Below are 23,978 nucleotides of genomic sequence, written 5' to 3'. Positions count from 1 at the left end.
CGTGCGTTCGAACCGGCCCCGGCGTGTCACGCGTGGACGGCGTCCCAGAAGGCGTCGAGGTGCTCCGGCGGCTCCGGCGAGCCCATCCCCTGGCGCGTCAGCAGGACGCCACCGACGCCCGACACGGGGTCGACCCACAGGCTGGTTCCCGTGCCGCCGTCCCAGCCGAAGCGGCCGGGGTGCGAGCCCGGGTGGCGCGCGTCGAGGTCGATGCCGACGCCCAGGCCCCAGGTGCGGTTCGGCTCCAGGAACTCGTGAGCCATCGCCGAGGCGGCCTCGCCCACCGCGTCGGTGGTGAGGGCGGCGAACGAGCTCGCCGAGATCACGGGACCGCGCGGACCGCGTCCACCGCGCAGCAGCATCTGCACGAATCGCGCCAGGTCGGCCGCCGTCGAGAGCAGGCCCGTGGCGCCCGAGCGGAAGACGGGCACGTTCATCAGGCGCGGGTCGCCCCACGGGGCGACCTCGACGAACTCGCCCCGCCGGTTCGGGAACCACGAGGACGGCACGCGGTCGACCTCGGTGAGCTCCACCGTGTAGCCGGTGTCGTGCATGTCGAGGGGGTCCAGCACCTTCTCGCGCAGCACGACGTCGAGGCGGCGGCGCGTCGCCCGCTCGATCAGCACCGCCAGCACGTCGTAGGAGAACTGGTAGAGCCAGCCCTCCCCCGGCTGGTGCGCCATCGGCAGAGAGCCCGCGAGCTCGGCCCACCGGTCGGGTCGCAGCACGGGTGGCTGCCACGCCGAGGCCAGCTCGAGTCGCTGGTACTCGCCCAGCAGCGGATCGTCCGGTCCCGCCGTCATGTCCCAGCCCAGCCCAGAGCCCATCGCCAGGACGTCGCGCAGCGTGGTCGGTCGAGCGGCGGGCACGGTGTCGTCGAGCGGCCCACCGCGGGTGCGGAGCACGCGGCGGTCGGCGAACTCGGGCAGCCACCGGTCCATCGGGGCGTCGAGCTCGAGCAGGCCCTCGTCGACGAGTCGCAGCGCGAGGACCGCGACGATCGGCTTGGTGATCGAGGCGATCCGGAAGATGGTGTCGGGGCCCAGCGGCCGCGCGGAGCCGATCTCCACCTGTTGACGCGGGCCGCGGACGGTGGCCCAGACGGCGCCGGACACGGCCATCCTCGAGGCCACGTCGCGCATCGTCCGCGACACGTCGGGGGCCGACACCGCGGGCCTCAGGCGTCCACGACGCCGGTGCGCGGCGTGATGACGGGCTCGCTGGACCAGGGGAAGTTGATCCACTGGTCGGTGCGGCGCCACGCGTAGTCGGGCGTCAGCAGCGTGCGGGGCTTCTCGTAGATGACCGCCGAGCGCACCGCGCCGGCGTGCTCGGAGCACACCCGGACCACGAGCTCGAGCGTCTTGCCGCTGTCGGCGACGTCGTCCACGACGAGCACCGACAGGTCGTCGAGCTCGGCGAGGTCGAGGAACGGCGGCAGCAGGGTGGGCTCGTCGCGCGTCGTGCCGACGCCCGTGTAGAACTCGACGTTCATCGTGAAGAGGTGCTTGCAGTCCAGCGCGTACGCGACCGATCCGGCGGGGATCAGGCCGCCGCGGGCGATGCCGAGCACGATGTCGGGCTCGAAGCCCGAGTCGGCCACGGCCTGGGCGAGCTCGCGGACCGCCACGCCGTAGGTGTCCCAGGTGAGGATCTCGCGCTCGTGGTCCATGCGCCCATCGTGGCACGATGACGACCATGGAGGTCACCCGCTTCGGGCACGCCGCCGTCCTCGTCGAGGCCGCCGGGACCCGCATCCTGATCGATCCGGGCGCGTTCAGCGCGCCCGCCACCTTCGCCCTCACCGGCCTCGACGCGATCGTCGTGACCCACCAGCACGCCGACCACCTCGACCGCGACCGGATCGGCTCGCTCGTCGAGGCCAACCCCGGCGCCCGGCTGCTGGCCGAGCCCGAGACGGCGGCCACCCTCGACAACTGGGAGCGCACCGGCCCGGACCTGACGTTCGAGGTCGGAGGGCTGACCGTGACCGGCGTCGGCTCGCGTCACGCCGAGATCCTCCCGGCGCTCCCCCGCGTCGGCAACGTCGGCGTCCTCGTCACCGCCGACGGCGAGCCCACGCTGTTCCACCCCGGCGACACCTACGAGTACCGGCCGGACGGCGTCGACATCCTCGCGCTCCCGCTCTCCGCCCCGTGGGCGAAGGTCAGCGAGACCGTGGAGTTCGTGCAGGCCGTCGCGCCGCGCACCGCGTTCCCGATCCACGACTGCACGATCTCCGAGGTCGCGTACGGGATCTACTGGACCCACGTGGAGGGCCACGGCGGCGTCGACGACCTCCAGCGACTCCCCCAGGACGGCGTCCTCGCCCTCTGATCGCGAGGCGGGCTCGACGGTGGCGACACTCACAGGGCGCAGACTGGCTTTATCTCACAACTGATATACGCTGGAGTTCATGACCCAGAGCGACTCCTACCTCGCCCGGATCGGCACCCTGATCCGCGACGCGCGTCAGCACTCCGGCCTCACCCAGGCCCAGCTGGCCACCGAGCTCAAGACCAGCCAGAGCGCCATCAACCGCATCGAGAAGGGCCAGCAGAACCTCACGCTGGACACCCTCGCGCGGATCGGATCGGCCCTCGACTCCGAGCTCGTGAGCGTGGCCCCCGCGGCCGGCCCGAGCCACCTGCGCGTCAAGGGCGGCACCACGCTCTCGGGCAGCATCGACGTCAAGTCCAGCAAGAACGCCGGGGTCGCGCTGCTGTGCGCCGCGCTGCTGAACACCGGCACCACCGTGCTGCGCAAGGTCGCCCGCATCGAGGAGGTCAACCGCCTGCTCGAGGTGCTGGAGTCGATCGGCGTCCGCACCACGTGGCTCAACGAGCAGAACGACCTCGAGCTCGTCGTCCCCGAGCGCCTCGACCTGGCGAAGATGGACGCCGAGGCCGCCCGCCGCACCCGCAGCATCATCATGTTCCTCGGCCCCCTCATGCACCGCGTCGACACCTTCGACCTGCCCTACGCCGGCGGCTGCGACCTCGGCACCCGCACCGTCGAGCCGCACATGACGGCCCTGCGTCCCTTCGGCCTCAAGGTCGTCGCCACCGACGGCAGCTACCACGCCTCCGCCGCCCGCGGCGTCGCTCCCGAGCGCCCCATCGTGCTGACCGAGCGCGGCGACACCGTCACCGAGAACGCCCTGCTGGCCGCCGCCCGCCACGACGGCGTCACGGTCATCCGCAACGCCAGCCCGAACTACATGGTCCAGGACCTGTGCTTCTTCCTGGAGCGCCTCGGCGTCCGGATCGAGGGCATCGGCACCACCACGCTGCGCGTCACCGGCAAGCAGGACATCCGCGGCGACGTCGACTACGCGCCCAGCGAGGACCCGATCGAGGCGATGAGCCTCATCACCGCCGCCATCGTCACCAGCTCGCAGATCACCGTGCGCCGCGTCCCGATCGAGTTCATGGAGATCGAGCTCGCGCTGCTCGAGGAGATGGGCTTCCGCTACGAGCGCTCCGAGGAGTACCTCGCCGAGAACGGCCACACGCGCCTGGTCGACATCACGACGCACCCGTCAACGCTGCGAGCGCCGATCGACAAGATCCACCCGATGCCGTTCCCCGGACTCAACATCGACAACCTGCCGTTCTTCGCCGTCATCGCGGCGCAGGCCGAGGGCCAGACGATGCTGCACGACTGGGTCTACGAGAACCGCGCGATCTACCTCACCGAGCTCAACAAGCTCGGCGCGCAGGTCAAGCTGCTCGACCCGCACCGCGTCCTGATCGAGGGCCCCACGCACTGGAGCGGCGCCGAGCTGGTCTGCCCGCCCGCGCTGCGGCCCGCCGTGGTCATCCTCATCGCGATGCTCGCGGCGAAGGGCACGTCGGTGCTGCGCAGCGTCTACGTCATCAACCGCGGCTACGAGGACCTGGCCCTGCGCCTCAACGCGCTCGGCGCCGAGATCGAGACGTTCCGCGACATCTGACGCGTTCGACCGACCTGCGCCACCGCCCGTTCGCGGTGGCCTAGGTTGGTCGCGTGAGGACACCGCCGTACCTCGAGCCCGCCCCGCCGATCGCGTTCGCGCACCGCGGTGGCGCCACCGTCGAGGCCAACCTCGGGATCGAGAACTCGCTCGCCGCGTTCACCCATGCCTACGAGCTGGGCTACCGGTACATGGAGACCGACGTGCGCTGCAGCCGCGACGGCGTCGTGTACGCGTGCCACGACGCCAAGCTCGACCGGCTGCTGGGCCGCGACACCGCGATCGCCGACCTGGACTCGGCCGAGATCGATCGGGCGCTGCTCGGCGACCGTGAGCCGATCGTGCGGCTCCAGACGCTCGTCGAGGCCTTGCCCGAGGCGCGCTGGAACATCGACGTGAAGGCCGACGACTCGGTCGACGCCACGACCGACCTCGTGGAGCGGCTCGGCATCCTCGACCGGATCTGCCTGGCCTCCTTCTCGCACGCGCGGCTCGTCCGGATGCGCGCTCGACTCCCCCGGGTGGTCACCTCGGCCTCGTCCCGCGAGGTCGCCCAGATGGTGCTGACCGGTCGCGTCCCGGCGGCCCCGCTGATCTTCCAGGTGCCCGTCCGGCACGGCCGCGCCCGCGTCATGACGCCGCGCTTCCTGCGGCGGGCCCACCGCGCCGGCAAGCACGTGCACGTCTGGACCGTCGACGAGCCCGCCGAGATGCATCGTCTCGCCGAGCTCGGCGTCGACGGGATCATGACCGACCGCACCGACCTGCTCAAGCAGGTGCTGCAGGAGCGCGGCCAGTGGACGGAGGCCCCATGAGCGAGGAGGTCGTCGCCACCCGCCGCGACCGCGGCCGCGTGGTCGCGTGGGGGCTGTGGGACTGGGGCTCCGCGGCGTTCAACGCCGTCATCGTCACCTTCATCTTCTCGGTCTACCTCGTCGAGGGCGTCGGCGACGACGTCCCCGGGCCGTTCCGCGCCAGCACGTGGCTGGGCCTGTCGAGCGCGGCCGGAGCCGTGCTCATCGCGATCATCGCGCCGGCGCTCGGCCGCCGCACCGACGCGGGCGGTGCCCGCAAGAAGAGCCTGTTCTGGCTCACGATGGCGGTCGTCGTCATCACGGCGTCGCTGTTCTTCGTCGAGAACGACTGGCACTTCCTGTGGCTCGGCCTCACCCTGATGGCCGCCGGCTCGGTGATCTTCGAGCTCACCCAGGTCCCGTACTTCGCGATGCTGCGCCAGGTCTCCACGCCCGACGACGTCGGCCGCGTGTCCGGCTTCGGCTGGGCGATGGGCTACTTCGGCGGCATCGTGCTGCTGCTGATCTGCTACTTCGGCTTCGTGGCCGGCGACGGTGACACCCGCGGCTTCCTCGGCGTTCCGTCCGAGAACGGGATGAACATCCGCCTCATCGCGCTGCTGGCGGCCGTCTGGTTCCTGGTCTTCGCGATCCCGCTGTTCCTGAAGGTCCCCGAGCTTCCGGCCACGGCCAACGCGGACGCCCCGAAGGTCAGCATCGCCGACTCGTACCGCGGCATCTGGAACGACGTCACCACGATGTGGCGCGAGGACCGCGACACCCTGAAGTTCCTCATCGCGAGTGCGTTCTTCCGCGACGGGCTCGCCGGCGTCTTCGCCTACGGCGCCGTCCTGGCCGTCTCGGTCTACTCCATCCGCGAGGACGACGTGATCCTGTTCGGCGTCGCCGCCAACGTGATCTCGGCCGCCGGCGCCCTGCTGGCCGGCCGCTACGACGACAGGATCGGCCCGCGTGCCGTGATCGTGTTCTCGCTCGCCTCGATGCTGGTCTGCGGCCTCGTGCTGCTGTTCGTCGACGGGCCGCGGATGTTCTGGATCTTCGGCCTGGGCCTGTGCCTGTTCGTCGGGCCCGCCCAGTCGGCCTCGCGCACCTACCTCACGCGCATCACCACGCCCGGCCGCGAGGGACAGAACTTCGGCCTCTACGCCATGACCGGCCGCGCCGTGTCGTTCATGGCGCCCCTGTTCTTCGCCATCAGCATCTGGGCCGGCAACCTCCTGCTCGACACCGAGACCGACCGCTGGGGAATCGCCGGGATCATGGTGGTTCTGGGCTTCGGCCTGCTGCTGCTCCTGCGCGTGCCGGCGCACGTCGAGGACCGTGCGCGTCGTCACAGCGCCGAGGGCTGAAAGGTCGCTCTCAGGGGAATCTCACGGATCTGTCGTACGTTGGAATGGACGGACACCACCAGAAGGGGGACCGACCATGGCAGAACGAGCCTTGCGCGGAGCGCGGCTGGGAGCCCAGAGCTTCGAGGACGAGCGCGGAGTCGAGATGGCACCGCGTCAGCAGATCGAATACGTGTGCGCCGACGGCCACACGTTCACGGTGACGATGTCGGACGAGGCTGAGGTTCCGGCCGAGTGGGAAGACCCGAAGACCGGCCAGATGGGACGCCGCGTCGGCGGCGCCGAGCCGGACGCCAAGGAGGAGAAGCCGGTGCGCACGCACTGGGACATGCTCCTGGAGCGTCGCTCCGAGGAGGAGCTCGAGGAGATCCTCACCGAGCGGCTGGAGATGCTGCGCGGTGGCGAGATCGGCCCGCCGCACCTGCACCGCAAGAGCAAGTCCCGGAAGAAGTCCGTCAGCGCCTGAACGGATTCATCCGCAAGAGGCCCCACACGGTCACCCGTGTGAGGGCCTCTTTCACGATGTCGAGGCTCATCTTCGACTGACCGTGCACCCGCTCGACGAAGGTGACGGGCACCTCGGCCACCTCGAGCCCCGCCAGGCGGGTCTGCCGGGTCATGTCGATCTGGAAGCAGTAGCCCTGCGACTCGACGGCCGCAAGATCGATCGCCTCGAGCGTCTCGCGACGGAAGGCGCGAAAGCCGGCGGTGGCGTCCTTGACGCCGAGGTTCAGCATGAGCCGGGCGTACAGCGACGCCCCGCGCGACAGCGCCTCGCGCCGCTTGGGCCAGTTGACGACCGAGCCGCCGGGCACCCAGCGCGAGCCGAGCGTCAGCGGGACGCCGGCACGCGCCGAGTCGAGCAGCCGCCCGAGGTCCTCCGGCCGGTGCGATCCGTCGGCGTCCATCTCCACGAGCACGTCGTAGTCGCGCTCGAGACCCCAGGCGAAGCCGGCCTTGTAGGCGGCGCCGAGGCCCTCCTTGCCCTCGCGGTGCAGGACGTGGATGCGCGGGTCGGCCTCGGCCAGCTTGTCGGCGATGTCGCCCGTGCCGTCGGGCGAGTTGTCGTCCGCGACGAGGATCTCGACCTCGGGCTGCTCCGTCAGGACGCTGTCGGTGATCCAGCCGACGTTGTCAGCCTCGTTGTAGGTCGGGATGATGACCAGCGTCTTCACGGCCGCTCCTTCGTAACTGGCGTTTACCGAGGACCCATCCTGCCACGGACATGACGTAGATCACCATGGTCCACCACGATCCGTAGCGCGTGGCGGGCGTGGTGCCCTCGGCCGCCTGCACGTCGGCGATGACGGTGGCGGGCTCCTTCTCCGGGGCGCGACCCACGACGTGCCCCTCCGGGTCCACGATCCCCGAGATGCCGTTGGTGGACGCGACCGCGACCCACCGCCCGGTCTCGATGGCCCGCAGCCGCGAGATCGCCCACTGCTGCTGCGGCTGCACGCCCTGGCCGAAGTCCATGAAGCTGGCGTTGCTGGTCTGCACGGCGAGCATCTCGGCGCCGAGATCGACCGCACCGTGCACCGCGCCGTCGTACGCGATGTCCCAGCAGATCGTCAGGCCGATCGTCAGCCCGTCGAGGGTCATCGCGCCGGGCTCGTCGCCGGCCAGGATGTCGCGCGGGATGTCGCGGTCGAACCGCGGCACGAGCGAGCCGAGCTGCTCGCGGAACGGCACGTACTCGCCGTACGGCACGGGGTACTGCTTGAGGTAGACGTCCTGCTTCGGCCCGTTCTCGTCGACCAGGACCGACGCGTTGTACGCGGTGTCGGGGCTGGGACCGTCGAGGATCGCCCCCACGAGGATCGGCGCGCCGACCTCACGCGAGAGCCGGGTGACCTCGTCGCGCGCGTACGCGTTGTTCAGCACGTCGAGATCGGAGCCGTTCTCGGGCCAGATCACGGCGTCGACCGGCCGGTCGATCCGCTCGGTCTCGGCCACGTGGAGGCGGAAGATCTCGGCCCGGGGCCACTGCAGGAACGGACCCGGGGTGTTGCCCTGGACCACGGCGACGGTCCTCGTCGCTCCCCCGTCGGCGATGCCGACCGGCAGCAGCAGCCCGATCGACGGGATCGCGACGGCGACGGCCAGCACGAGCACGCGGCGCTGCGTGACCGCCACGACCAGCAGGCCCGCCGTGAGCGCCATGAGGAACGAGGTCGCGGGCAGCGCGACCAGGCGCACCCAGCCCTCGAAGCGGGCGTCGATCGCGGTGTGCGCCAGCCGTCCCCACGGGAACCCGGTGAGGGGGAAGCTGCCGCGGAGCTGCTCGCCCGCGATCCAGACCGCGGCCGCCCACAGGGGCCACCAGGAAGCTTGGACGGCGGCCCGCAGCACCCACGTGATCAGCGAGATCAGCAGGGCCTCGATCGCGACGAGCGCCACCCATGCCCACGGGTCGACCGCGTTCATCCACCAGATGAGCGGGCCCATGAACGCGAGCCCGAAGACGAGTCCCACGAGCAGCACCCGTCGGACGGGCGCGTCACGCAGCGTGCGGACGACGAAGAGGTAGCCCGCGACGGCCAGCAGCATGACGCCCGGCAGGGCGAGCGGCTCGAACGCGGCCGCGGAGACGACGCCGAGCAGCGCCGCCGCGAGGACCTGTCTCACAGCCGGACGAGATGACGCGGCGTGTTGTTGAGGACCTCGACGCCATCCTCGGTGCACACGACGATGTCCTCGATGCGGGCTCCCCACTGGCCCTCGACGTAGATTCCCGGCTCGATCGAGAACGCCATGCCCGGCTCGAGCTCGAGGTCGTTGCCCTCGACGATGTAGGGCTCCTCGTGCGTCTCCTGGCCGATGCCGTGACCGGTGCGGTGGATGAAGCGGTCGCCGTAGCCGGCGTCGGCGATGATCCGGCGGCCGACCGCGTCGACGGACTCGGCCGTGACGCCCGGCCTGGCGTACTCGAGCTGGGCCTGCTGGGCGCGCTGCAGGACCTCGAGCATCGCCAGGTAGCCCGGGTCGGGCTCGCCGCCGGCGACGTAGTTGCGGGTGGAGTCCGAGCAGTAGCCCGCGGCGTTGGTGCCGCCGATGTCGACGACGACCGGCTCGCCCGCGCCGATGACCCGGTCGGAGACCTCGTGGTGCGGCGAGGCGCCGTTGGGCCCGGAGCCGACGATCACGAAGTCGACCTGCTCGTGGCCCTCCTCGACGATCGCGCGGGCGATGTCGGCGCCGACCTCGCGCTCGGTGCGGCCGGGACGCAGCCACTCCCCCATGCGCGCGTGCACGCGGTCGATCGCCGCGCCGGCGTCGCGCAGGGCGTCGACCTCCGCGGGCTCCTTCACCGTGCGCAGCGCCGACACGAGCTGACCGCCGAGCACGAAGCCGGCCTCGGGCATGGCCTCCTGCAGCGCGAACACCCGTGACGCCCACATCTGGTCGTCGACCGCCACCACCGAGGCGCTGCCGATCAGCTCGGCGACGAGCGCGAACGGGTCGTCGAGCTCGGACCACGTGACGATGGGCATCGTCACCCCCGCGGCCTCGGCCGCGGCACGCTCGAGGCCGGGCACGACGAGGTGCGATCCCCGCTGGGTCACGACGAGACACGTCAGCCGTTCCAGGGGCTTGGCGGCGTAGCCGGTCAGGTAGCGCAGGTCGGCCCCCGGGGTCACGAGAAGGGCGTCGATGCCGTTCTGTCCGGCGAGGAGTCGGGCGCGGTCGAGGCGTTCAGTCACAGCGAAAGGCTATCTGGCGCTCCCGACGAACCTGTGTGACCGTAGGCACTATCTGCACCACCCAACGGATCGGGGGATCCATGAAGAAGGCAGTCATCGCCGCATCGGCGGCAATCCTCACCGCTGGACTCGTCACCGCGTCACCCGCAGTCGCGAAGTCCGGCCCGACGGCACCGAAGGGTCAGGCCACCAAGCTGACCAAGGCGGTCACCGTCAACGGCATCCTGAAGCATCTGCGCCAGTTCCAGGCCATCGCGAACGCGAACGGCGGGAACCGGGCGTCCGGCCTCCCCGGCTACGACGCCTCGGTCGAGTACGTGGCGCGCGAGCTCAAGAAGTCCGGGTACAAGGTCACGGTCCAGGAGTTCACGTTCCCGTTCTTCCAGGAGCTCACTCCCGCCACGCTCACCGTCGGCGGCGAGGAGATCGAGAACGCGGTGTTCACGTACTCCGCGAGCGGCAGCGTCACGGGCCCGATCATCCCCACGAACGACGTCCAGATCCCGCCGGGTCCCGAGGCCGGGAGCAGCAACTCCGGCTGTGAGGCGGCCGACTTCGCCCCGGCGCCCGCCGAGGACGCGATCGCGCTCGTCCAGCGCGGCACCTGCGACTTCGCCGTGAAGGTCGACAACGCCGTGGCCGCCGGCTACGACGCGGTGCTCGTCTTCAACGAGGGCCAGCCCGGACGCACCGATGTGGTCGCCGGCACGCTCGGCGCCCCGAAGTCCGTGCCGGTGTCGGGCATCAGCTACGAGCAGGGCGCGGAGTTCGTCGCGGCCGGCACGCCCACGGGCACGCTGACCACCGACGTCGAGTCCGACCTCGAGCGCACGACCTACAACGTGCTCGCGGACGTTCCGGCGTCCGAGCTCAAGAAGATCAAGAACAAGGACCAGGTCGTCGTCGTGGGCGCCCACCTCGACAGCGTTCCCGAGGGTCCCGGCATCAACGACAACGGGTCCGGCTCGGCCGGCATCCTCGAGATCGCCCGGCAGCTGAGCAGCACGGGGCTCTACAAGAACCTCCAGCGCCCGGTCCGCTTCGCCTTCTGGGGCGCGGAGGAGCTGAGCCTGCTCGGCTCGGAGCACTACGTGGCCAACCTGTCCGAGGACGAGCTGTCGCGGATCTACGCCAACCTGAACTTCGACATGATCGGCTCGCCGAACTACGCGCGGTTCGTGTACGACGGTGACGGCTCCGACGGTGACCCCGGTCCCGCCGGCTCGGGCGAGATCGAGCAGGTCTTCACGGACTGGTTCGACAGCCAGGGACTGGCCAGTGAGCCGACGGCCTTCGACGGCCGCTCGGACTACGGTCCGTTCATCGAGGTCGGCATCCCGGCCGGCGGCCTGTTCACCGGCGCCGAGGGCGTGAAGACGCCCGAGCAGGTGGCGCTGTACGGCGGCACGGCCGGCGTGGCGTACGACCCGTGCTACCACCAGGCCTGCGACGACATGACGAACCTCAGCGTCAAGGCCCTGCACGAGATGGGCGACGCCGCGGCCTTCGCGGTGGCCACCCTGACGTTCTCCAAGAAGGGCCTCTACCCCGACGGCAGTCGCAAGGCCGCCCGGGGCAAGGCCCAGGCGAAGGGGAAGGCGCACGTCCACCACCAGCACGGTCACCTCAAGACCCGCTGACAACTGAGTCGATCAGGCTCCCGCACCGCCCCGAGCGTGCCATCATGCGTGCATGTTCCTCTTCGGGTCGGTCGGGAGCCTGATCGTTCTCGCCCTCTGGGTCTTCTGCCTCGTCGACGTCATCACCTCCGACGAGTACGCCGTGCGGCATCTGCCCAAGACCCTGTGGCTCATCGTCGTGATCCTGCTCCCGCTCGTCGGATCGCTCGCCTGGCTGGCCGTCGGACGGCCCGCCACGACCACGCGCGACCTGCCCTACAAGGGCAACACCTCGGCCTCGGTCGCGGCCTCGCGCTTCCCCGAGTACGACCGTCCCGGTCGCCACGTCCCGGCCGACCCCGAGGCCGACGAGGCGTTCCTGAGGAGCCTGCGCGAGCGGGCCGAGGAGCAGCGCCGGGCCTATCGTGAGCAGCAACGATCCCGAGACGCCCAGGAGGGCGAACCCACCCCATGAGCTCTTCGCGACTGCTCCTGCTCGACACCGCCAGCCTGTACTTCCGCGCCTTCTACGGCGTTCCCGACTCGATCAAGGCCGCCGACGGCCGCCCCGTGAACGCCGTGCGCGGCATCCTCGACTTCCTCGCCACGCTCCAGGACCGCTACGAGCCCGCCGCCGTCGTCGCGGCGTGGGACGACGACTGGCGTCCGGCGTGGCGCGTCGAGCTGCTCGACACCTACAAGACGCACCGGCTCGCCGATCCCGAGGCGGGCACCGAGGAGACGCCCGACCTGCTCTCGCACCAGGTGCCGCTCATCGCCGAGGCGCTGACCCTCGCCGGCGCCACCGTGGTGGGCGCCCCGGAGGCAGAGGCCGACGACGTGATCGGCACGCTGGTCCACCGCTGGGAGACCGGCATCGACGTCGTCACCGGCGACCGCGACCTGTTCCAGCTGGTCGACGACGAGCGCGACGTCCGCGTGCTCTACACGGCACGGGGCGTCAGCAAGCACGACGTGGTGGACGCGGCGTGGGTGCGCGAGAAGTACGGGATCGAGCCGCACCAGTACGTCGACTTCGCCGTGATGCGCGGCGACGCGTCGGACGGCCTGCCGGGCGTCCCGGGCATCGGCGACAAGACCGCCGCGACGCTGCTGAACGAGTACGCCGACCTCGACGGCATCCGGGCCGCGGCGGCCGATCCGTCGTCCTCGCTGCGGCCGCGGATCCGCCAGTCGCTGCTGGACAGCTCGGAGTACATCGACGCGGCGGTGCGCGTGGTCACCGTGCGCCCCGACCTCGACCTGGCCGACCCCGTGACCGGGGTGATCGACGAGCCCGCCCTGCGCGCGTTCGGCGAGCAGTGGAACGTCGCGGGTCCCGTCGACCGGCTGCTCCAGTCCGTCACGACGTGACGCTGGAGTAGGCCACCACGCCCGTCCGCAGCTCGTCGAGCGCCGCGCGCGCGGTGTCGCGCAGCGGGCCGGCACCGGCGGCGTCGGCGATCTGCGCGACCGTGTCGATCAGCTGCTTCATGGCGCGCACGAAGTCGCCCGCGGCCATGTCGGCCGAGCCGAGCACGAGGTCGAGGCTCGTGCCCTCGCACCACATCCAGACCGCGTACGCGAAGCCGAAGTCGGGCTTGCGCAGGAACGACAGCCGGTGGTCGCGCTCCAGCTGGTCGAGCTGGAGCCACAGCAGGCCCATCGACTCGGCCGCCTGGGCCACCGCCTTCGTCGGGAACCGCGCCGGTGGCGCCTCGTCGGAGTTGCGGGCCTCGTAGGTGAGGCCGCTGGCGACGGCCGCGAACTCCGACGGGGACAGTCCGCCCCACACGTCGTGGCGCAGCGACTCGCTCACCACGAGGTCGGACTCGCCGTAGATCCGCTGGAGGTGGCGGCCCTCGGGCGTGACCTCGTCGCCGTCGAGGTACCCGAGCGTGTCCAGCACCTCGCACACGCGGTCGAACTGGCGGGCGACGGTGTTGGTGCGCTGCTCCACGCGGCGTCGCATGCTGTCGGTCTCGCGCTCGAGCTTGAACGCGCGCTCGGCCCACCGTGCGTGCGACTCCCGGTCGGGACACGCATGGCAGGGGTGGTCGCGCAGCTCGCGCCGCAGCTCGGTGATCCGCGGATCCTCCGCGGTCGGTCCGTCGCGGTAGGCCGTCGGGTACTCCGTCAGGTGGCCGGCGCGGTTCCGCAGCGAGGAGGCCAGGTCGCGCCGCGACTGCGCGTCGCGGGGATTGAACGACTTGGGGATGCGCATCTGCATGAGCGAGTCGACCGGCGTCGGGAAGTCCACGACGGCCAGCCGCCGGGCGTGACGGTTGGCGGTCAGCACCATCGGGCGTGGGCCCTCGCGGTTGCCGGTGTCGGGATCGAGCACGACGGCGAGTCCGGAGAACTTCCCGGCAGGCACATTGATGACGTCGCCGCGCTTGAGCCGGGTGAGCGACTCGAGCGCCTCCTCGCGCTTCGCGGCACGGCGGGACTTGGAGCCGGCCGACTCGAGGTCGCTGAGCCGGCGACGCAGCCGCATGTACTCCATGAAGTCGCCGAGCTCGCAGTGCACGGACTCGCGGTAGCCCTCGATCGCCTCGTCGGCCTTGCGGACCTTGCGGGCGAGACCCACCACGGCGCGGTCGGCCTGGAACTGCGCGAACGACTGCTCCAGCAGCTCGCGGGCGCGCTCGCGTCCCACCTGGTGCACGAGGTTGACCGCCATGTTGTACGACGGACGGAACGACGAGTTCAGCGGATACGTGCGCGTGGAGGCCAGGCCGGCGACGTGCCGCGCGTCCAGTCCCGGCTGCCACAGCACGACGCCGTGACCCTCGACGTCGATCCCGCGGCGGCCGGCGCGGCCGGTGAGCTGGGTGTACTCCCCCGGCGTGACGTCGACGTGGTTCTCGCCGTTCCACTTCGTGAGGCGGTCGACGACGACCGAGCGGGCCGGCATGTTGATGCCGAGAGCCAGCGTCTCGGTGGCGAAGACCACCTTCACGAGCCCGGCGCTGAAGAGGTCCTCGACGCACTCCTTGAACGTGGGCAGCATGCCGGCGTGGTGCGCCGCGATGCCGCGGCCGATGCCCTCGCGGAACTCGTGGAAGCCCAGCACGGCCAGGTCGTCGTCCGGCAGGTGCGCGCACGCGGCGTCGACGTGCTCGTGGATCGCCTCGCGCTCCTCCTGCGTGGTCAGGATCAAGCGGGCCGCCAGGCACTGCTCCACGGCGGCGGCGCAGCCCGCCCGGCTGAAGATGAAGACGATGGCCGGCAGCATGCCCTCGGACTCCAGCTTGAGGACGATGTCGATGCGGTCGGGCGTGCGGTGGCGGCTGCGGGGACGCTTGCCGCCCTTCGCGGGGCGCCGCGAGCGGTTCTTGGCGAAGGCACGGTTCCACTGGGCGTCGTCGCGGGCCATCTGCTCCAGCGTGTGGTTGACCTCGGTCGAGTTCGGCTCGAACAGGTCGAACATCTTGCGGCCGACGAGCACGTGCTGGTGCAGGGGCACGGGCCGGCGCTCCTCCACGATCGTCTCGGTCGCGCCGCGCACCTCGTGCAGCCAGGCGCCGAACTCCTCGACGTTGGACACGGTGGCCGACAGCGACACGATCGAGACCGACGGCGGGAGGCCGATGATGACCTCCTCCCAGACCGCACCGCGGAAGCGGTCGGCGAGGTAGTGCACCTCGTCCATCACCACGTGCCCGAGGTTGTTCAGCGTGGAGGAGCCCGCGTAGATCATGTTGCGCAGGACCTCGGTCGTCATGACGACGATCGGCGCCTCGCCGTTGATCGTGTTGTCACCGGTCAGCAGGCCGACGTTCTCGGGGCCGTACCGGTCCGCGAAGTCGCTGAACTTCTGGTTCGACAGCGCCTTGATCGGCGTGGTGTAGAAGCACTTGCGGCCCGTGGCCAGCGACAGGTGCACCGCGAACTCGCCGACGAGGGTCTTGCCCGACCCGGTGGGGGCCGCGACGAGCACGCCGTGGCCGTCCTCGAGCGCCTCGCAGGCGCGCACCTGGAAGTCGTCCAGCCCGAACGGGTAGAGGTCTCGGAAGGCCGCGACGTGCGGGTGCTTCTGGTCCTTGCGGAATCGGGCGTACTGCTCGGCCGGGGTGGACATGCCTCCAGCCTACGGAGGCTCAGTCGTCGAGGCCCCTCGGAGCGTCCAGTGTCGACGCCTCGTCGTCGTCGAGCGACCGCGCCGTCCGCCCCCGCTTGCGGTCCGTGACGCGCGCGATGATCTCCGAGATGAAGTACAGGAAGCTCATCGGGATGGCCAGGAACAGGAACGTCACGGGGTCCACGGTGGGCGTCGCGATGGCCGCGAAGAAGAAGATGCCGACGATGATCCACGGCCGGGCGTGGATCAGCTGGGCGCCGCTGACCGCGCCCATGCGGTTGAGGATCACCACCACGACGGGGATCTGCGCGCCCACGCCGAACAGCAGGATCATCCGGGTGGCGAAGCTCAGGTAGTCGGCGCCGTTCAGCAGGTTGGTCCAGCCCTCGGGCGCGAAGCCGACGAGGAGCTCGATGGCCTTCGGGAACGTCCAGTAGCCGATCCAGGCGCCGCCGAGGAACAGCGGCACGCAGGTGGCGGTCAGCAGCAGCGCGGCCCGCTTCTCGTGGCGGTGCAGCGCCGGCAGGACGAACGCCCAGATCTGCCACATCCAGATCGGGCTCGACAGCACGAGACCGGCGACGACGCTGGTCTTGAGCTGGAACTGGAACGCGCCACCGATGCCGGTGACAACGAGCTCGGTGTCGATCCCCTCCTGCTCGAGGGCGGGACGGACCTGCTCGTACGGGGCGGTGAGCCAGTCGAGGATCTCGGGATAGAAGTACCAGGCGACCACGACGCCGAGGACGATCGCGGCGAGCGCCTTCATGAGGCGCGAGCGCAGCTCGGCCAGGTGGTCCATCAGCGGCATCTCGCCGCCGGGGCCGGGCTTGCGCCCGGCCCGACCGAATCCGAGGGCCACCCGGGTCAGCGGGTGGGGTCGTCGCGGCGGTCGGTGGCGGCCGGGTCGGTGGTGCGCTCGATGGAGCGAGGCGCGTCGCCGGCCTGCTTCTCCTCCTGCTCGCTCTCACGCAGCTCGGACTTGAAGATGCGCAGCGCACGGCCGGAGCCGCGGGCGAGTTCGGGGAGCTTGCGACCGCCGAACAACAGAATCACGATCCCCAGGATGATGAGGATCTCGGTGGCGCCGAGGTTGGGCATGGTCAAACTCCTTGGTCGGGACTTCCTTCATCGTACGCGGCCAGTGCTGACCGGGCGGAGCCCCTCACGTCGTCCGCGACGCCACCCGGCTCGACCACGCGCATCCGTCCGCCGGCCCGCATCACGACACGCCGCAGCCACGTGGGATCGCTGCCGAACAGGCGGGCCCGGACCGATCCGTCGGGCCGCTCCTCGACCACGTCCATCCGGTACTGGTCGAACAGCCACTCCGCGTCGGGCGCGATCTCCACGAGCACCGAGGGCGTGTCGGGGCCCTGCGGGAACAGGTCCTCCAGCCGCGTGCGCTCGTCGGCGTCGGTGGTCACCGGTGCCTCGAGGACCGTGGCCGCGACGATCCGGTCGACGCGGAAGAGGCGGTCGGCCTCGACCTTGTGGCACCAGGCCGAGAGGTAGCGGTGACCGTCCTGCGTGAACGCGCGGTGCGGGTCGACGACTCGTTCGGTCTGCTCGTCGCGCGTCTCGGTGGCGTAGACCATGTGGAGCTGTCGCTTGCCCGCGAGCGCCTCGGCCAGGGCCGTCTGGACGGCCGGGTCGACGTCGGGCAGCAGGACGTCGACGGGCGTGTCCACGGGCGTCCCGGCGGCCTCGCCGAGCTTGGCCAGCGCCGAGTCGATCACGGCGGCCTGGTCGCCGGCGGCGGACTGGCGCAGGGTGCGCAGCGCCACCATCAGCGCGGCGGCCTCGCTGCGCGAGATGCGCAGCGGCCGCGCCATGAACTCGGCGTCGCGGATGTAGACCACGCCCTCGTCCTGCAGCGCCGTGACGTCGAAGTCGATGAGCTCGCCGTGGTACTCGCCCCAGCCGGTGAGCATCATGATCTCCAGCTCACGCTGGGCCTGGGCCGGCTTGATCTTGAACTCGCGGGCGAGGTCGGCCAGCGGGATGCCCTGGTTGCTCTGCAGGTACGGGACCATCGCCAGCATCCGCACGACCTGCTTCAGGGACGGGTTCATGCGTGCACCTCCGCGACGGCGCGCAGCCGGTCGATCACGGCGTCGCGCAGCGCGGGCGGCGACACGACGACGGCGTCGGGTCCGTAGGACGCGATCTCGGCGGCGAGGTCCGCCACGACGGCGAACGCGACCTCGACCTCGTCGGTGGCCTCGTCGATCCGGTCGATGCGCACGGCGTGACGGCGCAGCGACTGGCCGCGACCCGCGGTGACCCGCAGGACCGCGGACTCGTCGGGGACCGGCGGCTGGAGGGCGCGCGCGACCTTCTTCATGTTGACCTCGTCGGGGACCTCGTACTCCCCCGGCTCGCCGTCGGGCTTCACGTCGCCGACGATGCGCGAGAGCCGGAACAGGCGCGGACCGTCGCGGTCACGGTCGAAGCCGCCGACGTACCAGTGCTCACGGAACGAGGTCATGCTCCACGGCTCGAGGTGGCGCACCGAGGTCTCACCCCCGGGACGGCGGTACTCGAACGCGATCGGCATCCGGCGACCCGTGGCGTCGAAGACTGCGTCGAAGGCGGGCTCCTCGGCGCGCAGCCGCGCCTCGGTCATGCGCAGCACCGAGGGGTCGAAGTCGTTGCCGATCGCCTTGAGCTTCGCCAGCGCCGTGGTGGACTCGGCGGCCATGCCGGCGTGGTCCCACAGCTGGCCCGCCAGTCCGATCACGGCGGCCTCCTCGACCGTGAGGTCGATCTGGGGCAGCTCCACCTCCGCGCGCAGCAGCCGGTAGCCGGTGACGCCGCCGAGCGCGTCGAACGTGCCCGTCTCGATCTCGAGGCCGAGGTCGCGCAGCTCCTGCTTGTCGCGCTCGAACTTGCGCTCGAACGCCACGTCGGTGTCCTCGCGGTACTCCGCGATGGAGGAGCGGATCTGCTCCTTCGTCAGGTACTGGCTGGTGGCCAAGAGGGTGAAGACGAGGTTCATCAACCGTTCGGTCTTCCGCTGGGCCATGAGCGACAGACTAGCTGGCGTCGAGCAGGTCGACCGCGAAGATCAGCGGCCCGTCGGGCTGGCCGTTCTTCTTGGCGTCCTTGCCGTACGCGTCCTCGGACGAGCACGTGACCACGATGCGGCTGCCGAGCGTGTGACCGGGGATCTGGTCGCTCCAGCACGGGATGGCCGAGCCCTCGGCGATCGAGATCTGACGCGGGCCGGTGGCCCAGGAGGCGTCGAACACCTCGCCGTCGGGGTACTGCTGGCCGACGTACTGGACGCTGAGGACGGCGCCCTTCTCGACCTTCTCGCCCTTGCCCTTGATGAGGACGGCGGAGCTGGACTTGCTGACCTCGTCCGCCGTCTTCTTCGTCTTGGCGAACTTCTCGGGGTGCTTGTCCTTGTCGTAGGTCAGCTTGGGCAGCGTGGCCGGGGCCTTCTGCGCCGTGCCGCTGGCCTCGGTGGGCACCTTGGAGACGAGGTCGAACAGGAAGACCATCGTGTCGTCCTTCTCCAGGCCCAGCGACTCCGCGCTCTGCAGCAGCGAGACGCCGTCCTTGGCGGGCACTGACACCAGCACGCGCGAGCCGATGTCCTGGCCGACGAGACCCTTGTAGAAGCCCGGCAGCGCCGTCTTCTCGTTGAGCGTGAGCGTCATCGGCGACTCGTTCTCGTAGGAGTTGTCGAACTCCTTGCCGGTGCGGCCGTTGATCGCGATGTAGTTGATCTTGATGGTGTCACCGTCGGCGACCTCGTCGCCGCCACCCTCGGAGACGACACGCGACTCGGTCTTCTCGGTGGTGTAGTCGGCCTCGACCTTCACCTTCGGGGTACTGCCCTTGGAGACCTCGATCCCGTCGAGGTCGTTGCCCCCGCCGCAGCCGGCGAGGACGAGGGATGCAGTGGCCATGGCGACCACGAGAGCAGTACGACGCACGGTGATGTTCCTCCTGGGGATCGATGCCGTGGCCACACTAACGGCTGATCCCAAGGATCGACTGAGAGATCACATCGAGTCGATGAGGCGCTGCACCCGGTCGTCCTGCGACCGGAACGGGTCCTTGCACAGGACCGTGCGCTGGGCCTGGTCGTTCAGCTTCAGGTGGACCCAGTCGACCGTGAAGTCGCGCCGGCGCTCCTGCGCCCGGGCGATGAAGTCGCCGCGCAGCCGCGCGCGCGTGGTCTGCGGCGGCACCGACTTGGCCGTGAAGACGTCGAGGTCCTTCGTGACGCGCGCGACCGACCCCTTGCTCTCGAGCAGGTAGAACAGGCCGCGGTCGCGGCGGATGTCGTGGTAGGCCAGGTCGAGCTGCGCGATCCGCGGATCGGCCCACGAGAGGCCGCGCTGCGTGCGGTAGCGGTCGAGCAGCCGGTACTTGATGACCCAGTCGATCTCGCGCTCGACGAGGGTGAGGTCCTCGCTCTCGACGGCCTTGAGCGTGCGCTCCCACAGGTCCATCGTGCGATCGATCGTGGGCGAGTGGAGGCCGTTCCGGTCGATGTACTCGGCAGCCTTGGCGAAGTACTCGGCCTGGATCTCCAGCGCGGACAGCTCGCGGCCGTTGGCCAGCTGGACCTTGCGGCGGCCGGTCATGTCGTGCGAGATCTCGCGGATCGCCCGGATCGGGTTCTCGAGCGTGAGGTCGCGCATCGTGACGCCGCTCTCGATCATCCGCAGCACCAGGTCGGTGGTGGCGACCTTGAGCATCGTCGTGGTCTCGCTCATGTTCGAGTCGCCCACGATGACGTGCAGCCGGCGGAAGCGCTCGGCGTCGGCGTGCGGCTCGTCGCGCGTGTTGATGATCGGGCGCGAGCGTGTCGTGGCGCTCGAGACGCCCTCCCAGATGTGCTCGGCGCGCTGGCTGACGCTGAAGACCGTGCCGCGCGGGGTCTGCTGGACCTTGCCCGCGCCGCAGATGATCTGGCGCGAGACCAGGAACGGGATCAGGACGTCGGCCAGCCGGCTGAACTCGCCGCCGCGGCTGACGAGGTAGTTCTCGTGGCAGCCGTAGGAGTTGCCGGCGGAGTCGGTGTTGTTCTTGAACAGGTAGATGTCGCCCTCGACGCCGTCCTCCGCGAGGCGCTGCTGCGCGTCGAGCATGAGGCCCTCGAGGATCCGCTCCCCCGCCCTGTCGTGGGTGACGAGGTCGACGATGTCGTCGCACTCGGGCGTGGCGTACTCGGGGTGGCTGCCCACGTCGAGGTAGAGCCGGGCGCCGTTGCGCAGGAACACGTTGCTGCTGCGGCCCCACGAGACGACGCGTCGGAACAGGTAGCGGGCGACCTCGTCGGGCGACAGGCGGCGCTGTCCGTGGAACGAGCAGGTGACGCCGTACTCGTTCTCGATCCCGAAGATCCGCCGGTCCATGCCGCCAGCCTAGACCCGCATGCCGCACGCGCACGGCATCTCGACGGGCCGTCCCGATCCGTGACGCGCGTGTGACCCGTCTCACATGGGGGACTTCCCAACCGGCGGCCGGAGGCGCAGGATGGCAAGAGTCCGTCCACGGGGGCACGGACACCGGACCTGGGTCCGGTCGGGGAGGAGCAGCATGACCACTCATCGAACTCGTCGCGCGGCTGGGCTCTGGCTCATCGGCGCGTCGACGCTGGCATTGACGGCGACCGGGCTCGCGCTCGGCTCGGGCACCACGGCGGGGGCCGCTCCCCCGCCGGCCGGCGATGCGGCCGCCCGGCCGCTGCCGGGCTACATCAACTACGTCGCACCCCGCGCGGAGGAGTCGTCCGGCACCGACCAGGCGCTGCGCGTCAACGGCAGGCGCGTCGCGAAGGGCAAGGCCCAGCAGCAGCAGCGCATGCTCGAGCGCGCGAAGCAGGTCGACCGCAAGCACAGCCAGGGCAACCCGGTCGCGGCGCGCCAGCTGGCGCGCGTGGAGGCCGAGTCGCTGCGCACCGGGAAGAGCCCCAAGGAGGTGCGCGACCAGCGGTTCAAGAAGGCCAGGTCCACGCAGCAGGCGCGCCTGCTGACGATCCTCGTGGAGTTCAACGAGCAGGCGAACGACGACTTCACCGGCCAGTACGTCCCCGATGGCTACGGCGCCGAGACGTGCGTGCCCGGCACCGTGCAGAACGGGCCGACGCACAACCAGATCCCGAACCCGGCGAACAGCGACCTGCCCGACAACAACTCGATGTGGGTCAAGGACTTCTCGCCGGCGCACTACAACGCGATGCTCTACTCCAAGAAGGGCATCACCCAGCGCGTCCGCCCGGACCTGCGCGGTCCCGACGGCCGGCGCGGCATCGACATCTCCGGGTACACGATGAAGAACATGTACGAGGAGATGTCCAAGGGCGCCTACACCGTGGGCGGCACCGCCACCCCGTGGGTGACCGTGGACCACTCCGAGGCCTACTACGGCGCCACGGTCTGCCACCAGGACGAGAACGGCGAGTGGGTCTACGGCGCCGTCCAGGACATGCAGGGCCACCCGGACAACCCGCTCGGCCCCGGCCAGCTGCCGATCGACGCGGTCGCGGCGCTGGCGGAGGCGCAGCCGAACTTCCCGTGGGCCGACTACGACCTGGAGGACCAGGGCGACGTCGACGGTGACGGCAACCTCCTCGAGCCCGACGGCATCATCGACCACGTGGTCCTCGTGCACGCCGGCGAGGACAAGTCCGGTGGCGGCGGCGCCGAGGGCCCGTACGCGATCTGGGCGCACTCGTCGGCCGTGGCCGGCGGGGCCCCCGTGCCGGGGACGAACCTGCGGCTGTCGAACTACATCGTGCAGCCCGAGGACTCCGGCGTCGGCGTCTTCGCCCACGAGTACGGGCACGACCTCGGCCTGCCGGACCTCTACGACACGGCCAGCGGCGGCGACTCCGACGTCGACTTCTGGGACCTCATGTCGTCCGGCTCGCACTCCGGCCCCATCTTCCAGTCGATGCCGACGCACATGGGCATCTGGGACAAGTGGGTGCTGGGCTGGGCCGACCCGCTCGAGATCAATCCGGGCGACCGGTCGCGCATGGTCAAGGTGGGCCAGACCAGCCGCACGCCGAAGGGCACCGAGGACGGCATCAAGATCAACCTGCCGGACAAGGTCGTCACCCGGGCCGAGCCGCACAGCGGCGAGAACATGTGGTGGGGCAACAACGACCAGAACTGGGCGATGAACTCGCTGTCCCGCTCGATCGAGGTGCCCGACGCGGCCGACGCGCGGTTCTGGATGTGGAACAACTACGTCATCGAGCAGGACTGGGACTTCGGCTTCGTCGAGGTCTCGACCGACGGCGGCGCCACGTGGACCCCGCAGAGGGTCTACGACGAGAGTGGCACCGAGGTCACGACCCCGGACGACTACCCCGACCCGAACGGCAACCTGGCCACGTTCGGCAACCGGCGGTACGGCCTGACGGGGACCTCCGGCGGCTGGCGCCACGACTACGTCGACCTGAGCGCCTGGGCCGGCCAGACGATCCAGGTCAGGCTGATGCAGTCCACCGACGCGGCGTTCACCGAGCGCGGCTGGTTCGCCGACGACTTCTCGGTCACCGGCGGCGGGGCGACCACGTTCACCGATGACGTCGAGGGCGGGGCCAACGGCTGGACCGCGACGATCGACTCGTGGGTGGCGGGCGAGGCCCGCGGCGCCGGCTGGGTCATCGACAGCGGCACCACGTCGAACGCCCAGTACTACCTGGTGGAGTGGCGCAACCTCGACGGCTTCGACAAGGGCCTGAAGTACGCCTACGACACGACGTACCAGAAGCTCGGCGAGGACGGTGCGTGGAAGGTCGAGAAGATCCGCTACAACGCGCCCGGCGCGCTGGTCTGGTACCGCGACACGTCGTACGGCGATGCCAACCACGTCCTCAACAACCTCACGTCCCTGCCGAGTGAGGGCGCCAAGGGCGGCCTGCTGATCGTCGACAGCCACTTCGACCCGCTCCGGCGGACCGGGGCGAACGCGGCCAACGACACCAGCACGCTGAAGAACCTGCCGTCGAGGCCGCAGTCGTCGAACGCGGCGTTCAACCTCTTCGGCACGTACGCCTTCCGCGAGTGCACGACGAAGCCGGACTTCACCGGCGAGGCGTGCAACCGCTTCGGGGCGCAGCGGGCAGTGCGGTCGTTCACCGACGACCGCGGCTGGTACCCGGGCATCGAGGTGCGGGGCGACAGCCTCTTCTACCGCGACGCCGACGCCTCGACCGTGGTCCCCTCGGTGGGCAACGCGCCCTACAGCACCCGCGTGGTGGACGAGAACGGCAACCCGCGCACCGACCTCTACGGCACGGACGTGGGCCTGGTGACGCCGCTCGGATCCGGCAACCCCGCGGACGACGGGGTCGGGTTCGGCACCGGCGTGAAGGTGGAGAAGGCCTTCAAGGGCAATCTGGCGGCACTGCTGAGGATCACTCCTCCGACCGTGCCGTGACGCAGACGAGCGGGCGGGTGGGCCTGGCCCATCCGCC

At 70.5% G+C, this 23,978-nt stretch carries 21 protein-coding genes; 9 read left to right on the top strand and 12 right to left on the bottom strand.

The genetic code is table 11. The annotated features are described in order from the left end of the window. Positions 1–26: 26 nt before the first annotated feature. Complete coding sequence (locus BJ975_RS06280) at positions 27–1,133, bottom strand: serine hydrolase domain-containing protein (protein ID WP_179424322.1); 1,107 nt, start codon at positions 1,131–1,133, stop codon at positions 27–29. A gap of 44 nt (positions 1,134–1,177) precedes the next feature. Further along, the gene (locus tag BJ975_RS06275; RefSeq protein WP_179424321.1) at positions 1,178–1,672 is read right to left on the bottom strand and encodes a phosphoribosyltransferase; all 495 of its coding nucleotides are present in this window, start codon (positions 1,670–1,672) and stop codon (positions 1,178–1,180) included. Positions 1,673–1,689: 17 nt separating this feature from the next. Here BJ975_RS06275 and BJ975_RS06270 point away from each other — a divergent pair, with 17 nt between their 5' ends. The 5 genes from BJ975_RS06270 to BJ975_RS06250 all read left to right on the top strand — a co-directional run bounded on the left by BJ975_RS06270 (position 1,690) and on the right by BJ975_RS06250 (position 6,585). Then, positions 1,690–2,337: an MBL fold metallo-hydrolase gene (locus BJ975_RS06270; protein WP_218845747.1), complete on the top strand. Its 648-nt coding sequence runs from the start codon at positions 1,690–1,692 to the stop codon at positions 2,335–2,337. Positions 2,338–2,416: 79 nt separating this feature from the next. Further along, positions 2,417–3,955, top strand: a complete 1,539-nt coding sequence (locus BJ975_RS06265; protein ID WP_179424320.1) for a UDP-N-acetylglucosamine 1-carboxyvinyltransferase — start codon at positions 2,417–2,419, stop codon at positions 3,953–3,955. A 53-nt stretch (positions 3,956–4,008) separates the two neighbouring features. Continuing rightward, positions 4,009–4,770: a glycerophosphodiester phosphodiesterase family protein gene (locus BJ975_RS06260; protein ID WP_179424319.1), complete on the top strand. Its 762-nt coding sequence runs from the start codon at positions 4,009–4,011 to the stop codon at positions 4,768–4,770. Next, positions 4,767–6,119 (top strand): MFS transporter, encoded by a 1,353-nt coding sequence (locus BJ975_RS06255; RefSeq protein ID WP_179424318.1) that lies wholly within the window; start codon positions 4,767–4,769, stop codon positions 6,117–6,119. The genes BJ975_RS06260 and BJ975_RS06255 overlap by 4 nt, the downstream gene beginning before the upstream one ends. Before the next feature lie 76 nt (positions 6,120–6,195). After that, positions 6,196–6,585, top strand: coding sequence for an RNA polymerase-binding protein RbpA (locus BJ975_RS06250; RefSeq protein ID WP_179424317.1), 390 nt, complete (start codon positions 6,196–6,198; stop codon positions 6,583–6,585). Here the strand turns inward: BJ975_RS06250 and BJ975_RS06245 are convergent. Genes BJ975_RS06245 through BJ975_RS17095 form a run of 3 tightly spaced genes read right to left on the bottom strand, consistent with a single transcriptional unit; the run spans position 6,575 to position 9,823 of the window. Beyond that, positions 6,575–7,294 (bottom strand): polyprenol monophosphomannose synthase, encoded by a 720-nt coding sequence (locus BJ975_RS06245; protein ID WP_317628289.1) that lies wholly within the window; start codon positions 7,292–7,294, stop codon positions 6,575–6,577. The genes BJ975_RS06250 and BJ975_RS06245 overlap by 11 nt on opposite strands. Then, positions 7,254–8,747, bottom strand: a complete 1,494-nt coding sequence (gene lnt, locus BJ975_RS06240; RefSeq protein WP_179424316.1) for an apolipoprotein N-acyltransferase — start codon at positions 8,745–8,747, stop codon at positions 7,254–7,256. The genes BJ975_RS06245 and lnt overlap by 41 nt, the downstream gene beginning before the upstream one ends. Then, positions 8,744–9,823: a M24 family metallopeptidase gene (locus BJ975_RS17095; protein WP_179424315.1), complete on the bottom strand. Its 1,080-nt coding sequence runs from the start codon at positions 9,821–9,823 to the stop codon at positions 8,744–8,746. Before BJ975_RS17095 ends, lnt begins: the two co-directional genes overlap by 4 nt. Positions 9,824–9,903: 80 nt before the next feature. Here BJ975_RS17095 and BJ975_RS06230 point away from each other — a divergent pair, with 80 nt between their 5' ends. The 3 genes from BJ975_RS06230 to BJ975_RS06220 are packed head-to-tail and all read left to right on the top strand — an operon-like array spanning position 9,904 to position 12,816. After that, a complete protein-coding gene (locus BJ975_RS06230) occupies positions 9,904–11,463 on the top strand; it encodes a M20/M25/M40 family metallo-hydrolase (protein WP_179424314.1) in 1,560 nt (519 codons plus the stop codon). 52 nt (positions 11,464–11,515) lie between these two features. Continuing rightward, on the top strand, positions 11,516–11,917 hold the full coding sequence (locus BJ975_RS06225; protein WP_179424313.1) for a PLD nuclease N-terminal domain-containing protein: 402 nt from the start codon (positions 11,516–11,518) through the stop codon (positions 11,915–11,917). After that, the gene (locus BJ975_RS06220) at positions 11,914–12,816 is read left to right on the top strand and encodes a 5'-3' exonuclease (protein ID WP_179424312.1); all 903 of its coding nucleotides are present in this window, start codon (positions 11,914–11,916) and stop codon (positions 12,814–12,816) included. Before BJ975_RS06225 ends, BJ975_RS06220 begins: the two co-directional genes overlap by 4 nt. Here BJ975_RS06220 and BJ975_RS06215 read toward each other — a convergent pair. From BJ975_RS06215 to pafA, 7 genes are all read right to left on the bottom strand, one after another. Further along, positions 12,806–15,526 (bottom strand): DEAD/DEAH box helicase, encoded by a 2,721-nt coding sequence (locus BJ975_RS06215; protein ID WP_179424311.1) that lies wholly within the window; start codon positions 15,524–15,526, stop codon positions 12,806–12,808. The two genes, BJ975_RS06220 and BJ975_RS06215, sit on opposite strands and share 11 nt — an antisense overlap. A 19-nt stretch (positions 15,527–15,545) precedes the next feature. Next, the gene (gene tatC, locus BJ975_RS06210; RefSeq protein WP_269302291.1) at positions 15,546–16,388 is read right to left on the bottom strand and encodes a twin-arginine translocase subunit TatC; all 843 of its coding nucleotides are present in this window, start codon (positions 16,386–16,388) and stop codon (positions 15,546–15,548) included. Positions 16,389–16,393: 5 nt separating this feature from the next. After that, positions 16,394–16,627 (bottom strand): twin-arginine translocase TatA/TatE family subunit, encoded by a 234-nt coding sequence (tatA, locus tag BJ975_RS06205; RefSeq protein ID WP_179424310.1) that lies wholly within the window; start codon positions 16,625–16,627, stop codon positions 16,394–16,396. Positions 16,628–16,629: 2 nt separating this feature from the next. Continuing rightward, positions 16,630–17,601 (bottom strand): helix-turn-helix transcriptional regulator, encoded by a 972-nt coding sequence (locus BJ975_RS06200; protein WP_179424309.1) that lies wholly within the window; start codon positions 17,599–17,601, stop codon positions 16,630–16,632. Continuing rightward, the gene (locus tag BJ975_RS06195; protein WP_179424308.1) at positions 17,598–18,554 is read right to left on the bottom strand and encodes a helix-turn-helix transcriptional regulator; all 957 of its coding nucleotides are present in this window, start codon (positions 18,552–18,554) and stop codon (positions 17,598–17,600) included. Before BJ975_RS06195 ends, BJ975_RS06200 begins: the two co-directional genes overlap by 4 nt. A 10-nt stretch (positions 18,555–18,564) precedes the next feature. Then, entirely contained in the window at positions 18,565–19,446 is an 882-nt protein-coding gene (locus tag BJ975_RS06190) for an FKBP-type peptidyl-prolyl cis-trans isomerase (protein ID WP_179424307.1), read from the bottom strand. A gap of 96 nt (positions 19,447–19,542) precedes the next feature. Further along, positions 19,543–20,904 (bottom strand): Pup--protein ligase, encoded by a 1,362-nt coding sequence (gene pafA / locus BJ975_RS06185; protein ID WP_179424306.1) that lies wholly within the window; start codon positions 20,902–20,904, stop codon positions 19,543–19,545. 184 nt (positions 20,905–21,088) lie between these two features. Here pafA and BJ975_RS06180 point away from each other — a divergent pair, with 184 nt between their 5' ends. After that, positions 21,089–23,941 carry an immune inhibitor A domain-containing protein gene (locus tag BJ975_RS06180; RefSeq protein WP_179424305.1) on the top strand — a complete coding sequence of 951 codons (2,853 nt, stop codon included), beginning with the start codon at positions 21,089–21,091 and terminating at the stop codon, positions 23,939–23,941. The last annotated feature ends 37 nt before the right edge of the window (positions 23,942–23,978 follow it).

It is taken from the genome of Aeromicrobium tamlense, assembly GCF_013408555.1.
Classification (GTDB): domain Bacteria; phylum Actinomycetota; class Actinomycetes; order Propionibacteriales; family Nocardioidaceae; genus Aeromicrobium; species Aeromicrobium tamlense.
Note: the sequence above shows the minus strand (reverse complement) of the source record. Positions and strands in the feature narration are given on the sequence as shown.

Bases quoted from the DNA above. Each gene is read 5' to 3' on its own strand.
- BJ975_RS06275 (WP_179424321.1), bottom strand. From the start codon at position 1,672: ATGGACCACGAGCGCGAGATCCTCACCTGGGACACCTACGGCGTGGCG.
- BJ975_RS06270 (WP_218845747.1), top strand. From the start codon at position 1,690: ATGACGACCATGGAGGTCACCCGCTTCGGGCACGCCGCCGTCCTCGTC.
- BJ975_RS06265 (WP_179424320.1), top strand. From the start codon at position 2,417: ATGACCCAGAGCGACTCCTACCTCGCCCGGATCGGCACCCTGATCCGC.
- BJ975_RS06255 (WP_179424318.1), top strand. From the start codon at position 4,767: ATGAGCGAGGAGGTCGTCGCCACCCGCCGCGACCGCGGCCGCGTGGTC.
- BJ975_RS06250 (WP_179424317.1), top strand. From the start codon at position 6,196: ATGGCAGAACGAGCCTTGCGCGGAGCGCGGCTGGGAGCCCAGAGCTTC.
- BJ975_RS06230 (WP_179424314.1), top strand. From the start codon at position 9,904: ATGAAGAAGGCAGTCATCGCCGCATCGGCGGCAATCCTCACCGCTGGA.
- BJ975_RS06225 (WP_179424313.1), top strand. From the start codon at position 11,516: ATGTTCCTCTTCGGGTCGGTCGGGAGCCTGATCGTTCTCGCCCTCTGG.
- BJ975_RS06220 (WP_179424312.1), top strand. From the start codon at position 11,914: ATGAGCTCTTCGCGACTGCTCCTGCTCGACACCGCCAGCCTGTACTTC.
- BJ975_RS06215 (WP_179424311.1), bottom strand. From the start codon at position 15,526: ATGTCCACCCCGGCCGAGCAGTACGCCCGATTCCGCAAGGACCAGAAG.
- tatA (WP_179424310.1), bottom strand. From the start codon at position 16,627: ATGCCCAACCTCGGCGCCACCGAGATCCTCATCATCCTGGGGATCGTG.
- BJ975_RS06200 (WP_179424309.1), bottom strand. From the start codon at position 17,601: ATGAACCCGTCCCTGAAGCAGGTCGTGCGGATGCTGGCGATGGTCCCG.
- BJ975_RS06195 (WP_179424308.1), bottom strand. From the start codon at position 18,554: ATGGCCCAGCGGAAGACCGAACGGTTGATGAACCTCGTCTTCACCCTC.
- BJ975_RS06190 (WP_179424307.1), bottom strand. From the start codon at position 19,446: ATGGCCACTGCATCCCTCGTCCTCGCCGGCTGCGGCGGGGGCAACGAC.
- pafA (WP_179424306.1), bottom strand. From the start codon at position 20,904: ATGGACCGGCGGATCTTCGGGATCGAGAACGAGTACGGCGTCACCTGC.
- BJ975_RS06180 (WP_179424305.1), top strand. From the start codon at position 21,089: ATGACCACTCATCGAACTCGTCGCGCGGCTGGGCTCTGGCTCATCGGC.